This window comes from Pseudomonas sp. 05N432 (genome assembly GCF_056396945.1).
In genome coordinates this window covers 159,178-174,338 of sequence record NZ_JBFTMM010000001.1, presented here as the reverse complement: position 1 = coordinate 174,338, position 15,161 = coordinate 159,178, and the positions used below count along the sequence as shown (strand labels likewise).

Annotated in this window: 12 protein-coding genes; 5 read left to right on the top strand and 7 right to left on the bottom strand. The window is 60.5% G+C overall.

Features of this window, described 5'->3' with window-relative positions:
* Positions 1 to 36: 36 nt before the first annotated feature.
* Positions 37 to 1,404: a CYTH domain-containing protein gene (locus tag AC1DHT_RS00830; RefSeq protein WP_427538696.1), complete on the top strand. Its 1,368-nt coding sequence runs from the start codon at positions 37 to 39 to the stop codon at positions 1,402 to 1,404.
* A 124-nt stretch (positions 1,405 to 1,528) separates the two neighbouring features.
* Here AC1DHT_RS00830 and AC1DHT_RS00825 read toward each other — a convergent pair whose 3' ends face one another.
* Entirely contained in the window at positions 1,529 to 2,002 is a 474-nt protein-coding gene (locus AC1DHT_RS00825; protein WP_123426265.1) for an Lrp/AsnC family transcriptional regulator, read from the bottom strand.
* 125 nt (positions 2,003 to 2,127) lie between these two features.
* On the opposite strand from AC1DHT_RS00825, the gene AC1DHT_RS00820 reads away from it, so the two are divergent.
* The 3 genes from AC1DHT_RS00820 (at position 2,128) to AC1DHT_RS00810 (ending at position 4,825) form a co-directional block, all read left to right on the top strand.
* The gene (locus AC1DHT_RS00820; protein ID WP_427538699.1) at positions 2,128 to 2,466 is read left to right on the top strand and encodes a hypothetical protein; all 339 of its coding nucleotides are present in this window, start codon (positions 2,128 to 2,130) and stop codon (positions 2,464 to 2,466) included.
* A gap of 140 nt (positions 2,467 to 2,606) precedes the next feature.
* A complete protein-coding gene (gene tfpB, locus AC1DHT_RS00815; protein ID WP_427538702.1) occupies positions 2,607 to 4,388 on the top strand; it encodes a type IV pilus assembly ATPase TfpB in 1,782 nt (593 codons plus the stop codon).
* A gap of 98 nt (positions 4,389 to 4,486) precedes the next feature.
* The gene (locus tag AC1DHT_RS00810; protein ID WP_427538705.1) at positions 4,487 to 4,825 is read left to right on the top strand and encodes a DUF2388 domain-containing protein; all 339 of its coding nucleotides are present in this window, start codon (positions 4,487 to 4,489) and stop codon (positions 4,823 to 4,825) included.
* Between the two features lie 135 nt (positions 4,826 to 4,960).
* Here the strand turns inward: AC1DHT_RS00810 and gcvP are convergent, their stop codons facing one another.
* A complete protein-coding gene (gcvP, locus tag AC1DHT_RS00805) occupies positions 4,961 to 7,834 on the bottom strand; it encodes an aminomethyl-transferring glycine dehydrogenase (RefSeq protein ID WP_427538708.1) in 2,874 nt (957 codons plus the stop codon).
* Positions 7,835 to 7,988: 154 nt separating this feature from the next.
* Between gcvP and AC1DHT_RS00800 the strand changes: the two genes are divergently transcribed.
* Entirely contained in the window at positions 7,989 to 9,131 is a 1,143-nt protein-coding gene (locus tag AC1DHT_RS00800) for a DegT/DnrJ/EryC1/StrS family aminotransferase (RefSeq protein WP_477761218.1), read from the top strand.
* 55 nt (positions 9,132 to 9,186) lie between these two features.
* Here AC1DHT_RS00800 and gcvH read toward each other — a convergent pair whose 3' ends face one another.
* The 5 genes from gcvH to AC1DHT_RS00775 all read right to left on the bottom strand — a co-directional run bounded on the left by gcvH (position 9,187) and on the right by AC1DHT_RS00775 (position 15,131).
* On the bottom strand, positions 9,187 to 9,570 hold the full coding sequence (gene gcvH, locus AC1DHT_RS00795) for a glycine cleavage system protein GcvH (protein WP_427538714.1): 384 nt from the start codon (positions 9,568 to 9,570) through the stop codon (positions 9,187 to 9,189).
* A 51-nt stretch (positions 9,571 to 9,621) separates the two neighbouring features.
* Entirely contained in the window at positions 9,622 to 10,704 is a 1,083-nt protein-coding gene (gene gcvT, locus AC1DHT_RS00790) for a glycine cleavage system aminomethyltransferase GcvT (RefSeq protein WP_427538717.1), read from the bottom strand.
* A 155-nt stretch (positions 10,705 to 10,859) separates the two neighbouring features.
* Positions 10,860 to 12,476, bottom strand: coding sequence for an ABC transporter permease (locus AC1DHT_RS00785; protein WP_427538720.1), 1,617 nt, complete (start codon positions 12,474 to 12,476; stop codon positions 10,860 to 10,862).
* A 200-nt stretch (positions 12,477 to 12,676) separates the two neighbouring features.
* Positions 12,677 to 13,678, bottom strand: coding sequence for an extracellular solute-binding protein (locus tag AC1DHT_RS00780; RefSeq protein WP_427538723.1), 1,002 nt, complete (start codon positions 13,676 to 13,678; stop codon positions 12,677 to 12,679).
* A gap of 235 nt (positions 13,679 to 13,913) precedes the next feature.
* Positions 13,914 to 15,131 (bottom strand): 2-octaprenyl-3-methyl-6-methoxy-1,4-benzoquinol hydroxylase, encoded by a 1,218-nt coding sequence (locus AC1DHT_RS00775; RefSeq protein ID WP_427538948.1) that lies wholly within the window; start codon positions 15,129 to 15,131, stop codon positions 13,914 to 13,916.
* Between the last annotated feature and the right edge of the window lie 30 nt (positions 15,132 to 15,161).

Sequence of the window (15,161 nt, the reverse complement as noted above, 5' to 3'; positions counted from 1 at the left end):
CCCCCGGCTGCGCTCCCGATCCTGGATTTTCCGGCCATGCAGAAAGAAACCGAAATCAAACTCCGCGTCAGCCGCGAAACCCTCGCCGCCCTGCGCGAGCACCCGCTACTGAAAAAACGTAACAAAAGTGGCTGGGAACGCCGTGAGTTGATGAACCAGTACTTCGACACGCCAGAACGTGACCTGGCCCGCGCCAAGGTCGCCCTGCGCCTGCGCCGCGATGGCGAAGAAGTCATTCAAACACTCAAGACCCGTGGCCACAGTGTCGCCGGTCTGTCCGAGCGTAACGAATACGACTGGAATCTGCCCAAAGCCAAGCTCGACGTGAAGAAACTCGACGGCGAATGCTGGCCCGAAGAGCTGGCCGAGCTGGACAAGAAAACCCTGAAGGCTATTTTCACCACTGATTTCGTCCGTGAACGCGCAGAAATCGCCTGGGGCCGTGGCAAGACCAAAGTGGTCATCGAAGCCGCACTGGACCTGGGCAACGTGATTGCCGGCAAACAGAAAGAAGAAATCTGCGAGCTGGAGCTGGAGCTACGCGAAGGCGAGCCCGAGGCATTGCTGGAACTGGCCGCCGAGCTGGCCGCGACCCTGGCGCTGATGCCGTGCGATATCAGCAAGGCCGAGCGCGGCTACCGCCTGTTCGACGCCAACAGCTATTCATTGAGCCTGCCAGCGCCGGAGCTGACCTTCGAAATGCCGCTGGACGACGCGTTCGCCGCATTGAGCTGGCACTTGCTGGGCAGCAGTCAGCGTCTGGCCGAGCAGTATCGCTTCAACGGCCACTGGCGCCTGCTGCAGGACTGGGTCGAAAACCTGGCTGAATTGCGCGCACTGCTCAGCAGCCTGGGTCAAGCCGCTCCGCGTCAGTCGACCCACGACTTGCGCGTGGCGCTGGATGCCTTGCTGGAAGACTGGCGCCCGCTGGTTCAGGCAGGTCTGGACGACGAAGACGTGCGCAAAGCCGCGCCGGAGCAGTTCCTTGAAGAGCTCGAAGACCCGCGCTGGGGCCAGTTCTCGCTGAACACCTCGCGCTGGTTGCTGGCCCGCACCTGGACTGCCGATCGCAACGTTCGCGGCAATCGCCAGGGTGCTGCACAACTGGGTAACTGGTTGCCGCGCCTGCTGGGCGAAGAAGCGACGTCCCTGCAATTGCAGCGCTATCAGCAACAGCCGGAAGACCTGGCCGAGCAACTGCCGCGTATTGAACGCATCCAGGCCTGGCTGCACCATGCCCGCAACGTGCTGGACATCCCGGAAATGGATCGCCTGTACGGTGAACTGAACAAACTCGCGCAACTGGCCAACGAGCCGATCACCGACGAAGTGCTGGACGCACGCAAGCAGCAGGCGATTGCGGTGTATCAGAACCGCGCGTGGAAGATGTTGTTGCGTATGTAAGACCGCCATCGCGAGCAAGCTTTGCTCCTACAGTATGTACGGCAAATCACCATTGGGTGGTTGGCACATAACCCGTAGGAGCAAGGCTTGCCCGCGATGAGGCCCGCACATTCACCGCAAGGCTTTAACCCCGCAACACCGGCAAACTCGTCGTGGACTTGATCTCCGACAAGGCCACGATCGAGTTGACCTCCTGAATCCCGGGCACCATCGACAGCTTCTCGAAGAAGAAGCGCTCATAAGCTTCGATGTCTGCGGTGACGATCCGCAACAGAAAATCCACCGCACCCATCAGCACATAACACTCCAGCACCTCCGGAAAACCGCGAATCGCCTCGGTGAACTCCGTGAAGTTCGAACGCCCGTGGGCGTTGAGTTTGATTTCGGCGAAAATTTGCGTGTTGAGGCCGATTTTCTTGCGATCGAGCAAGGTCACCTGCCCACGAATAACCCCCTCCTCCTTCATCCGCTGAATGCGCCGCCAGCACGGCGACTGCGATAGCCCGACCTGCTCGGCAATCTGCGCACTGGAAAGTGAGGCGTCCTCTTGCAGCAGCGCCAGAATCCGTCGGTCGTACGCGTCAAGTTCGCTATGCATAGAAAAACCCGTAAAAACATTATCTGAGAATTGGACAATTCGATTTACAGCCAATTAGCCTCATCATAGATAAGAAATACCCGGCACCGAATGTAAAAATTTCTCCAATGATTTGGAGACCGACCATGCCCCCGCTCGAAGCCGTCAGCAACACCCCAACCCGCGCCGATGTGTGGAACGTCAGTAATGCCCATTGCCGCGTGCACTACCAATTGCTGGCCGAGGCCGAGCCGGACGTGTTGTGTCGGACACTGAATCTGTTCGCATTGCAGTTTCTGGTTCCGCAGCAGGTCAATGTGCTGCGCGACGACGACCTGCTGTCGATCAGTGTCGTCATGGACGGCTTGAGCTGGCACCGCGCCCAGGTCATCGCGGAAAAATTACGTAACCTGATCAGTGTCTGCTCGGTGGAACTGCAAGCGGCTGATTCGCAATGGGTTCAGCCTGCACAGGCCGCCGGCTGAAGCGTTCCGGTAAAGACTCGCAACGATGAATCGGCCGACAACCGAACGGTCGGTCCTTGCGGGGACTATTCTTGGCATCTGTGGTCAGAGACGCACCTGTCTACACCGCACGTGCAGGATCGTTTCCATAAGGAGCCCGGATGTCCGTTCAACTCGCCACTCAGGATCGCTGGCTGGATCTCAATGACCTGCTACGCGAACTGGTCGCCCAAGGTTTCATCAGCCAGGACTCGGCCGAGCACGCGCTGACCACCCGTCGCAACGCCAGCAACAGCCAGTTGCACCCGCTGGAGTTCCTTGCCAGCCAACACCTCGACGACCTCAGCCGCCCCGGCAAACGCCTGGATCTGGAAAGCCTGACCCTGTGGCTCTCGCAGCAGGCCGGCCAGCCTTACTTGCGCATCGACCCGCTGAAAATAAACGTCGCGCAAATTACCTCGCTGATGTCTTACGCCTTTGCCCAGCGCCACAAGATCCTCGCGGTAGCGATCGACCGCGACGCCGTCACTGTCGCTAGCGCGCAGCCTTATGTGCGCAGCTGGGAAGCCGACCTGACCCACGTTCTACAGTTGCCGATCAAACGGGTAGTGGCCAACCCGGCGGATATCCAGCGCTTCAGCGTGGAATTCTTCCGCCTGGCCAAATCGGTCAGCGGCGCGACCAATGCCGATCAGCACATGAACACCCTGGGCAACTTCGAACAGTTGCTCAACCTCGGCGCCAGCGATCAGGAACCGGACGCCAACGACGCGCACATCGTCAACATCGTCGACTGGTTGTTCCAGTACGCTTTCCAGCAACGCGCCAGTGATATCCACATCGAACCACGGCGCGAACAAGGCACCGTGCGCTTTCGCATCGACGGCGTATTGCACAACGTCTATCAATTTCCACCGCAGGTGACCATGGCGATCGTCAGTCGCCTGAAGAGCCTGGGGCGGATGAACGTTGCAGAAAAGCGCAAACCCCAGGATGGCCGGGTCAAGACCAAAACTCCGGACGGCGGCGAAGTAGAGTTGCGGCTGTCGACGCTACCCACGGCATTCGGGGAAAAAATGGTCATGCGGATCTTCGATCCGGAAGTGCTGCTCAAGGACTTCGACCAGCTCGGGTTTTCCGCCGATGACCTGCGCCGCTGGCAGGACATGACCCGCCAGCCCAACGGCATCATTCTGGTCACCGGGCCGACCGGTTCGGGCAAGACCAGCACGCTCTACACCACGCTGAAAAAACTCGCGACGCCAGAGGTCAACCTCTGCACCATCGAAGACCCGATCGAAATGGTCGAGCCGGCGTTCAATCAGATGCAGGTCCAGCACAACATCGACCTGACCTTTGCCAGCGGTGTGCGCGCACTGATGCGACAAGATCCGGACATCATCATGATCGGCGAGATCCGCGACCTCGAAACCGCCGAAATGGCTATTCAGGCGGCACTCACCGGGCACCTGGTGTTGTCGACCCTGCACACCAACGACGCACCGAGCGCCATCAGCCGCTTACTGGAACTCGGCGTGCCGCATTACCTGATCAAAGCCACCCTGCTGGGAGTCATGGCACAACGTCTGGTCCGCACGCTATGCCCGCATTGCAAGGCACCGCTGACGCTGGGCGAAGACGATTGGCAAACTTTGACCCGTCCCTGGCAAGCACCGCTGCCAGGCAACGCCCAACGTGCGATTGGCTGCCTGGAGTGTCGCGACACCGGTTATCGCGGACGCGCCGGGGTCTACGAAATCATGCAAATGACCGACAGCGTCAAAGCCCTGATCAACCCCGACACCGACCTGCTCGCCGTCCGTCGCCAGGCGTTCAAGGAAGGCATGCGCAGCCTGCGGCTGTCGGGCGCACAAAAAGTCGCGGCGGGGCTGACGACAATTGAAGAGGTGCTGCGAGTGACGCCGCAGAGTGAGCAGAAATAGGGGGGGTTATCCTGGTCGAACACGCCGATGAACGCTACGGAACTCGTTTGGGGTATTGGCAATCCAACCTGCCAGAAATCCCACTGGAGTCACCCATAATGCGTTTTAAACTTGCTGCCGCTACGTTTGCCTTGCTTTCCCTGTCTATCGGTTCAGCAATGGCCCATGGCCGTGACCACGACCATGACGGCATCTTGCAAGAAGTTATTTCCTCAGGTGCGACCACCGCGTCCACCTACCTGACCTCCAGGGATCACAAGCTGGTCGTCGCCGCTCAGGACGACGCCAGCAGCTTCGTGGCCAGTGACGGCAATATCCGTGGTCCGTACCTGGAATCCGCCATGCAGAAAGTCCGTGCCGACAATCCGGGTTTGAAGGCTACCGACATGGAATTGGCCAACGCAATCCTGGCCAAGAACGCGGTCGCCCCGGAATAATTCTGTTGCTGTAAAAATGCGATCCACTGTGGGAGCGAGCCTGCTCGCGATGGGGTCATAACATTCAACATTTTTGCTGACTGTTACATCGTCATCGCGAGCAGGCTCGCTCCCACATTATTTGATTTACGCATGTCAGCGGTATTCATCCACCGGCACGCAGGCGCAGAACAGGTTGCGATCCCCGTAAACGTTGTCCACGCGGTTCACCGTCGGCCAGTATTTATGCAGCCTGGTGTGCGCATCCGGGGTCACCGCTTGTTCGATGCTGTAGGGCCGATCCCAGACGCCGGTAATGTCCGCCAACGTATGCGGCGAGCGTTTCAGCGGATTGTCCTCGGCAGACCAATTGCCATTCTGCACCTCGGCAATTTCCGCGCGAATGCTCAGCATCGCGCTGATAAAGCGATCCAGTTCCGCCTTGGATTCGCTTTCAGTAGGCTCGACCATCAACGTTCCCGGCACCGGGAAAGACATGGTCGGCGCATGGAAACCGTAATCCATCAGCCGCTTGGCAACGTCTTCTTCGCTGATACCGGTCTGCGCCTTGAGCGGTCGCAAGTCGAGGATGCATTCGTGCGCCACCCGCTCGTTGCGCCCGGTATAGAGCACCGGAAACGCACCGGATAACTGTTTAGCCAGGTAATTGGCCGAAAGAATCGCCACTTCACTGGCATCCGCCAACTGCGGCCCCATCATCGCGATGTACATCCAGCTGATCGGCAAAATGCTCGCACTGCCCCAGGGCGCCGCGCTGACTGCGCCATTCTGCGGATGGGGCCCCTCGATCGGCACCACCGGGTGATTGGCAACGAACGGTGCCAAATGCGCCCGTATGCCAATCGGCCCCATCCCCGGCCCGCCTCCGCCATGGGGAATGCAGAAGGTCTTGTGCAGGTTCATGTGTGAAACGTCGGCGCCGATATCCGCCGGCCGAGCCAGTCCGACTTGCGCATTGAGGTTGGCGCCATCCATGTACACCTGGCCGCCGTGGCTGTGGATAACTTCGCAGATTTCGCTGATGCCCTCTTCATACACCCCGTGGGTCGAAGGGTAAGTGGCCATCAGGCAGGAAAGCTTGTCGCCGGCAGCCGTCGCCTTGGCTTTCAAGTCATCAAGGTCGACGTTACCGGCATCGTCGCAGTCGACGATCACCACCCGCATCCCGGCCATCTGCGCCGAGGCCGGATTGGTGCCATGGGCAGAAGCGGGAATCAGGCAGATGTCCCGTGCACCTTGCTGACGGCTTTCATGGTATTTGCGGATCGCCAGCAACCCGGCGTATTCACCTTGGGCGCCGGAGTTGGGCTGCATGCAGATCGCATCAAAACCGGTGATCGCGCAGAGCCAGCTTTCCAGTTCGCTGATCATCAGCGAATAACCCACCGCCTGCTCTCTCGGCGCAAAGGGGTGCAGGTTGGCGAACGCTGGCCAGGTGATCGGGATCATCTCGCTGCTGGCATTGAGCTTCATGGTGCAGGAGCCCAGCGGAATCATCGACTGGTTGAGCGCCAGGTCCTTGTTCTCCAGTTGCTTGAGGTAACGCAGCATCTCGGTTTCGCTGTGATGAGCGTTGAACACTGGATGGCGTAAATACGACGTGGTCCGCAACAAGCTGTCGGGAACCCCGGAGACCAGCGGCTCGCCATCCAGCTCGGCAACATCAAGCCCGTGATCGGCGCCCAGGAACACATCAAACAGCTTCGCTACGGTGCGCTCATCACAGCTCTCGTCGAGACTCAAGCCAACCTGCCCGCGCCCAAGAATCCGCAAATTGATTTGCGCCGCTTTGGCGCTGTCGATGATTGCGGTCTGGCTGCCGCCGACTTCCAGGGTCAAGGTGTCGAAGAAATGCTGGTTGAGCCGGGGGATGCCGTTGCGCTCGAGCCCGGCGGCGAGAATGCACGTTAGCCGGTGTACCCGTTGCGCAATCCGTTTAAGCCCCTGCGGGCCATGGTAGACCGCGTAAAAACTGGCGATATTGGCCAGTAACACCTGGGCCGTGCAGATGTTCGAATTGGCCTTCTCGCGGCGGATGTGTTGCTCGCGGGTTTGCAGGGCCATGCGCAACGCGACATTGCCGCGAGCATCTTTCGAAACGCCGATGATCCGCCCGGGGATCGCTCGTTTGTATTCATCGCGGCTGGCGAAAAACGCTGCGTGAGGGCCGCCGTAGCCCATCGGCACACCAAAGCGCTGGGACGAGCCGAATACCACGTCAGCGCCCATTTCACCTGGCGGCGTCAGCAACAACAGGCTCAGCAGATCAGCCGCAACGCAGGCCAGCGCCTGCTGCGCATGCAAGTGATCGATCAGCGGGCGCAGGTCGCGGATTTCGCCATGGGTATCGGGGTACTGCAGCAGCGCGCCGAATACCTGATGCTGTTTCAGGTTATCCACAGCGTCGACGATCAGCTCGAAGCCAAAGCCTTCAGCGCGGGTCTTCACCACGGAAATGGTTTGTGGATGACAGTTCTCGTCGACGAAGAACAGATTGCTTTTCGACTTCGCGACACGCTTGGCCAGCGCCATGGCTTCGGCCGCTGCCGTGGCTTCGTCGAGCAACGAGGCGTTGGCCAGTTCCAGGCCCGTCAGGTCGATGGTCAATTGCTGGAAATTGAGCAGTGCTTCGAGTCGCCCCTGAGCAATTTCCGGCTGATAGGGCGTGTAAGCGGTGTACCAACCGGGATTTTCCAGCACGTTGCGCAAGATCACCGCAGGTGTCAGGGTGCCGTGGTAACCCATGCCGATCAGGCTGGTCCAGACCTGATTCTGTTCGGCATAGCCGCGCAGCTTTGCCAACGCGGCCTCTTCATCGAGCGCAGGCGGCAAGTCCAGTACGCGATTGAGGCGAATTCCCGGCGGCACCGTCTGCTCGATGAGTTCGACGCGGCTGCCGAGCCCGAGGCTGTCGAGCATCGCCTGCTGCTCGGCGGTGTCCGGCCCCAGGTGGCGCCGCAGAAAGGCATTCGGATCTCGTAACTGGCTCAAGGATGGCAACTGGGACATGACGGGCTCTCTCTTGAATGGCGCTCAACGTCGATGCAACTCGATCAAAGCAGCATAGCTCCCCCTGTGCACTCGGCATGGCGTCTTTGCTCAATCAGGCTCATCATGTGCGGCGCATATATCTACCGTCAGCCAATCGGGTGCACTGATCGTCATGAGCCAACTGCCTTTTCTGCCGTTTTCCAAACCTACTATCGATGAAGCCACAATTGCCGCTGTCGGCGATGTCTTGCGCTCCGRCTGGATCACCAGCGGGCCCAAGGTGCAGGCGTTCGAAGCCCAGCTCTCGGAGTTTTTTGGCGGCCGTCCGGTGCGCACGTTCAACTCCGGGACCTGCACCATGGAGATCGCCCTGCGCATCGCCGGGATCGGTGCCGGTGACGAAGTCATCACCACGCCGATTTCCTGGGTCGCCACGGCTAACGTGATTCTCGAAGTCGGCGCCACCCCGGTGTTCGCCGACATCGACCCGATCACCCGCAATATCGATCTGGACCAGCTCGAAGCTGCCATTACCCCGCGTACCAAGGCCATTATCCCGGTGTTCCTCGCCGGATTGCCGGTGGACATGAGCCGCCTGTACGCGATCGCCAAGAAACACGGCCTGCGCATTATCGAAGACGCCGCCCAGGCATTGGGTTCGAGCTGGAATGGTCAGCGCATCGGCTCCACCGGCGACTTCGTGTCGTTCAGCTTCCAGGCGAACAAGAACGTCACCTCCTCGGAAGGTGGTTGCCTGGTTCTGAACAACGCTGAAGAAGTGCGCCTGGCCGAGAAATATCGCCTGCAAGGCGTGACCCGTACCGGCTTCGACGGCCTGGATGTCGATGTGCTGGGCGGCAAGTTCAACATGACCGACGTGGCAGCAGCCATTGGCCTGGGCCAGTTCGCCCACATTGAAGCCATCACCGCTCACCGCCGTGAACTGGCCAAGCACTACTTCGCCTGCTTCGGCAGCGATTTCGAAGCCAAATACGGTGCGCAGCTGCCACCGGCAGACTTCACCAACAGCAACTGGCACTTGTTCCAGCTGGTGTTGCCAGAGCGCAAGGACGGCAAACCGGCCCGCGCGACCTTCATGGAGCAAATGCAGGAACTGGGCGTCGGCATCGGCTACCACTACCCGCCGATCCACCTGCTGAGCCTTTACCGCGAACGCGGTTTCAAGGAAGGCATGTTCCCGGTGTCCGAGCGTGTCGGTCGCCTGATCGTCTCGCTGCCGATGTTCACGGCCATGAGCAAAAGCGATGTAGAGCGTTCAGTGGCCGCGGTGAAGACTGTATTGCAAAACGCGTAAATCGCGCCCACAAAAAAGCCTCGATCACTCGAGGCTTTTTCATTTCCGGCAGCAATTACTCGCCGATGGCGTGCTTGTAGCCTGTAGGGTCGAGCAACTTGTCCAGCTCAGAGGTATCAGTCGGCTCGAGTTTGAAGAACCAGCTGTCGTATGGCGCGCTGTTGACCAGCTCCGGGCTGTTGGCCAACTCTTCGTTAACGGCGATGACTGTACCGGAGACCGGCGAGTAGATATCCGAAGCCGCCTTGACCGACTCGACTACGCCCGCAGCTTCACCGGCAGCGAAGACTTTGCCGATTTCCGGCAGCTCGACGAACACCACATCGCCCAAAGCTTCCTGAGCATGGTCTGAAATGCCGACTTTTACGCCGCCATCTTCATCCAGACGCGCCCACTCGTGACTTTCGGCAAAACGCAGGTCGGTAGGGATATCGCTCATGTTCTGTATCCTCAAGAAGAAATGTCAGCGGTGCTGGCCCGCCAGAGAAAGTTAGATCAGGGTTTTGCCGTGTCGTACGAAGGTCGGTTTGACCACCCGAACCGGGTACCACTTGCCACGAATTTCCACTTCAGCCCGGTCGGCGGTCGCCATCGGCACCCGTGCCAAGGCAATCGATTTGCTAAGCGTAGGAGAGAAACTACCACTGGTGATCTCCCCTTCGCCAACATCAGCGATGCGAACCACCTGATGGGCACGTAAAACCCCACGCTCTTCGAGCACCAGACCAACCAGTTTTTGCTTCACCCCGGCGGCCCGTTCAGCCTCCAGCGCTGCGCGGCCGATGAACTGACGAGTGGCCGGTTCCCAGGCAATGCTCCAGGCCATATTGGAAGCCAGCGGTGAGACATCCTGATGAATGTCCTGGCCGTAGAGGTTCATCCCGGCCTCAAGACGCAGCGTGTCACGAGCGCCGAGGCCTATCGGCGATATGCCTGCACCCACCAGATCATTGAAGAATCCCGGCGCCTGATCGGCCGGCAGGGCAATCTCCAGACCGTCTTCACCGGTGTAACCGGTACGGGCGATGAACCAGTCACCGTCACACTGACCTTCAAACGGTTTGAGCTGCTGGATCAGCGTGCCACGGGACTGGGTCACCAGTTCGGCGATCTTTTGCCGCGCCTGCGGACCTTGAATCGCCAGCATCGCCAACTCGCTACGCTCGTGCAGTTGTACCTGATAGTCGCCGAGCTGGGCCTGCATCCAGGCCATGTCCTGATCACGGGTGGCGGCGTTCACCACCAGGCGGTAAGCGTCTTCCAGGCGATAAACGATCATGTCGTCGACCACCCCGCCCCGCTCATTGAGCATGGTGCTGTACAAGGCACGGCCGACGCTGTGCAGACGTTCGACATCATTGGCCAGCAAATGCTGGAGCCAGGCCTTGGCCTGAGGGCCGCTGACATCGATTACGGTCATATGGGAGACATCGAAAACCCCACAGTCGCGGCGCACCTGATGGTGTTCCTCGACCTGTGAGCCGTAATGCAATGGCATATCCCAACCGCCAAAATCGACCATCTTCGCGCCAAGTGCGAGATGAAGGTCATACAGAGGCGTACGCTGTCCCATGGGTTTCTCCTTCCGGGCGTGGCGAAGGTACGGACAGGCGCTGTATGGTTGAAAGCCTTGAAGTAGAAGGCTTTCAGCCTATTTCAGCGACCCGGTCTGAAGGACGATCCGCACCGAATGCCGCGCATTGTAGCCGCAAGGTGTAGGACTGGCACCTAGCCGTTTTGATGTGCCGAACGTCGAATCAAGCCGATGACGGGTAACAGGCCCACCAGAATCAGTGTCAGCGCCGGCAACGACGCCCGTGCCCACTCGCCTTCGCTGGTCATTTCAAAGATCCGCACCGCCAGCGTGTCCCAGCCAAACGGGCGCATCAGCAAGGTCGCGGGCATTTCCTTGAGCACGTCGACGAACACCAGCAGCACTGCGCTCAACGTTCCGGGCAGCAACAACGGCAGATACACCTTGAAAAACAGTCGTGGCCCACTGACACCCAAACAGCGTGCAGCTTCTGGCAACGACGGACGGATTCGCGCCAGGCTATTTTCCAACGGCCCGTACGCCACCGCGATAAAGCGCACCAGATACGCCAGCAACAGCGCCGACAGACTGCCCAGCAGCAACGGTTTGCCCGCGCCGCCAAGCCAGCCCGACAGCGGCACCACCAGCTCACGGTCCAGGTAACTGAACGCCAGCATGATCGATACCGCCAGCACCGAACCGGGCAAGGCGTAGCCGATGTTGGCCAGGCTGACTCCGGAGCGAATCATCCGGGTCGGTGCCAGGCGCCGGGCAAACGCCAACACCAGCGCGACGCTGACGGTGATCAGCGCCGCCATGGCGCCCAGGTACAACGTATGGATGATCAGCCCGGCGTAACGCTCATCCAGATCGAAGCGCCCGCGCTGCCAGAACCACGCCACCAGTTGCAGCAATGGAATGACAAAGGCGCAGGCAAACACCAGCCCGCACCAGCTGCTGGCGGCCACAGCCTTGAACCCGCGCAGGTGATAAAGCGCCCGGCCCCGTGGCCGCTCGTTACTCGCCCGACTGGCGCCACGCGCACGGCGCTCGCCGTACAGCAGCAACATCACCACCAACAGCAACAGGCTGGCCAGTTGTGCAGCGCTCGACAGGCTGAAGAAGCCATACCAGGTTTTGTAAATCGCCGTGGTGAAGGTATCGAAGTTGAACACCGATACCGCCCCGAAATCCGCCAGCGTCTCCATCAACGCCAGAGCAACACCCGCTCCAATCGCTGGCCGGGCCATCGGCAAGGCCACGCGCCAGAATGCTTGCCACGGTGATTGGCCGAGCACGCGCGCAGCCTCCATCAGGCCTTTGCCCTGGGCCAGAAACGCCGTGCGCGCCAGCAAGTAGACGTAGGGATAGAACACCAGCACCAATACCAGAATCACCCCACCGGTGGAGCGCACGCGCGGCAATCGCAAGCCGCTGCCAAACCACTCGCGAAGCAGGGTTTGCACAGGACCGGCGAAATCCAGCAGTCCGACGTAAACGAACGCCAGCACATAAGCCGGGATCGCAAACGGCAGCATCAGCGCCCAATCCAGCCAACGTTGTCCGGGGAATTCGCAGAGGCTGGTCAACCACGCCAGGCTCACGCCCAACAGCGTGACACCCACCCCGACGCCGAGGATCAGCGTCAGGGTGTTGCCCAGCAGGCGCGGCATCTGGGTGTCCCACAGGTGCGACCAGATCTGCAGGTCGACAGCTTGCCATGACAGCAGCAACACACTCAGCGGCAGCAGCACCAGGGCGGCAACGACGAAAACCAGCGGATACCAACGGCGTTGGGCGGGATGGGCCAAGGAAAGTCTCTAAAAAGTGCGGAGCCGACGCAGTAATACAGCCAGCTTCATATTGTGGCGAGGGAGCTTGCTCCCGCGGGGTCTGTCCGCGCTTGGGCGAAGCGACCCTAAAATCAGCCACCGCGAATATTCAGGTGGAACTCGATTGCCGGATTACGACCGCTTCGCGGCCGAGCGGGAGCAAGCTCCCTCGCCACGAGTCAGTTCCAACCGGCGCGGTCCATCAGGCGAATGGCTTCTGCCTGACGCAGACCCGCCACTTCAACCGGCAGGGTGTCCGGTTTAAACGTGCCCCAGGCTTCGACTTCCGCGGACGGTTTCACCGTCGGGTTGGCCGGGAATTCCTGGTTAACGTCGGCGAAGATCTTTTGCGCTTCAGGTGTGGTCATCCATTCCACCAGCGCCTTGGCGGCTTCCGGGTGCGGGGCGTGTTTGGTCAGGCCAATGCCCGACAGGTTCACGTGTACGCCGCGGTCAGCCTGGTTCGGCCAGAACAGCTTGACCGGCAGGTCCGGCTTCTGCTGGTGCAGACGGCCGTAGTAGTACGTGTTGACGATACCGACGTCGCATTGCCCGGCGCTGATAGCGTGCAGTACGGCGATGTCGTCAGAGAACACGTCAGTGGACAGGTTGCGCACCCAACCCTTGAGGATCTCTTCGGTTTTTTCGGCACCGTGGGTTTCGATCAGGGTCGCGGTCAACGACTGGTTGTAGACCTTCTTCGCGGTACGCAGGCACAGCCGACCTTCCCACTGCTTGTCGGCCAACGCTTCATAAGTGCTGAGGTCCGAGGGTTTTACCCGGTCGGTGGAATAGGCGATGGTCCGCGCCCGCAGGCTCAAGCCGGTCCAGGCATGAGACGCGGCGCGGTATTGCAGCGGGATGTTGGTGTCGATCACCTTGGAGGTGAACGGTTGCAGGATGCCCATTTGCTCGGCCTGCCAGAGGTTGCCGGCATCGACGGTCAGCAGCAGGTCGGCGGTGGCGTTCTGGCCTTCGGCCTTGATGCGCTGCATCAGCGGCGCTTCCTTGTCGGTGATGAATTTCACCTTTACGCCGGTTTTTTGGGTGTAGGCATCGAAGACCGGTTTGATCAGCTCGTCGATACGCGAGGAGTAGACCACCACCTCGTCGGCGGCCTGGGCAGTGGTGCCGATCAGGGTCAGGGCGAGGGCTGTCAGTAGACGCTTCGGTGCCAACATGGGAGCGGTCTCTCGAAATCAAAAATGAGTCGAAATGATAAGGACTCACATTTAGCTTCTCAACCGATCACGGCCTGGAGGAGTTACCAGATGTTGCACCATCAGGGGTTGATGGTGAATGTGCCGCCCTCATCGCGAGCAGGCTCGCTCCCACATTGGAATGCACTCCCCTGTGGGAGCGAGCTTGCTCCGGGCGGCGTTCCGACGATGAGGGCATCAGCTCCGACACAAAATGTCAGGCCTTGGCCAGCTCTGGCAGATCCCCGATCAATCCAAGCGCTTCGCGCACGAACAGCGCCTTGGCTTCGGGCATCTGGTCGACCATTTTCAACCCGGTATTACGCAACCAGCGCAGCGGCAAAGGGTCAGCCTGGAACAAGCGCTCAAAACCTTCCATCGCCGCCATCAACGCCAGGTTGTGCGGCATGCGTCGACGCTCGTAGCGGCTGAGGACTTTCACGTCCGCCAGGCGCTCGCCACGGCTGGCTGCCTGCAACAGCACTTCCGCCAGAACCGCCGCATCGAGGAAACCGAGGTTGACGCCCTGCCCGGCCAGCGGGTGAATGGTGTGCGCGGCATCGCCGATCAGCGCCAGCCCCTCAGCCACATAACGCTTGGCGTGACGCTGACGCAACGGCACGCAAAGTCGCGGGTCGGCGCTCAGCACGCTGCCCAAACGCCCTTCGAAGGCGCGTTCCAGCTCACGGCAAAAACCTTCGTCGTCCAGCGCCATCAAACGCTCGGCTTCGCTCGGGGTGGTCGACCAGACAATCGAGCACCAGTCTTGCTGACCGTCACGCTCCAAGGGCAGGAACGCCAATGGACCGTAGTCGGTAAAACGCTGCCAGGCGGTCAGCTGATGCGGCAGCGAGCAGCGAACGCTGGTGACAATGGCGTGATGCAGATAATCCCACTCGCGGGTCGCGACACCCGTAAGACGACGCACCGCAGAGTTGCCACCGTCCGCCGCGATCACCAACGGTGCACGCAGCGTGCGGCCATCGGCCAGGGTCAGCAGCCAGTCGTCGCCGGAACGGCGCATCTGCTCCAGGCGCGCATTGGCCAGCAGGCCGAGGTCGCAATCATGCAGGCGATCAAGCAGTGCATCCTGCACCACCCGGTTTTCGACGATATGCCCGAGTGCCTCGGCGTGGACGCTGGAGGCCGAGAAATGAATCTGCCCGGTGCCGCTGCCGTCCCAGACGTGCATATCGGTATAAGGGCTGCTACGCCGGCTGACGACACCGTCCCACACGCCCAGACGCTCGAGGATCCGCTGACTGGCGGCCGACAAGGCGCTCACTCGAGGCTCGAATGCCGACTGCGCATCGAAGGGCTTGACGCTCATGGGACTGCCGTCGAGCAGCAGGACTTCCAGCCCGCTGTCCTGTAACGCCAGCGCCAACGCGCTCCCGACCATTCCGGCCCCGACAATCAGCAGATCTGCGCGCATTTCCATGCTTTAAGCCTGTCTCGCTTGCGG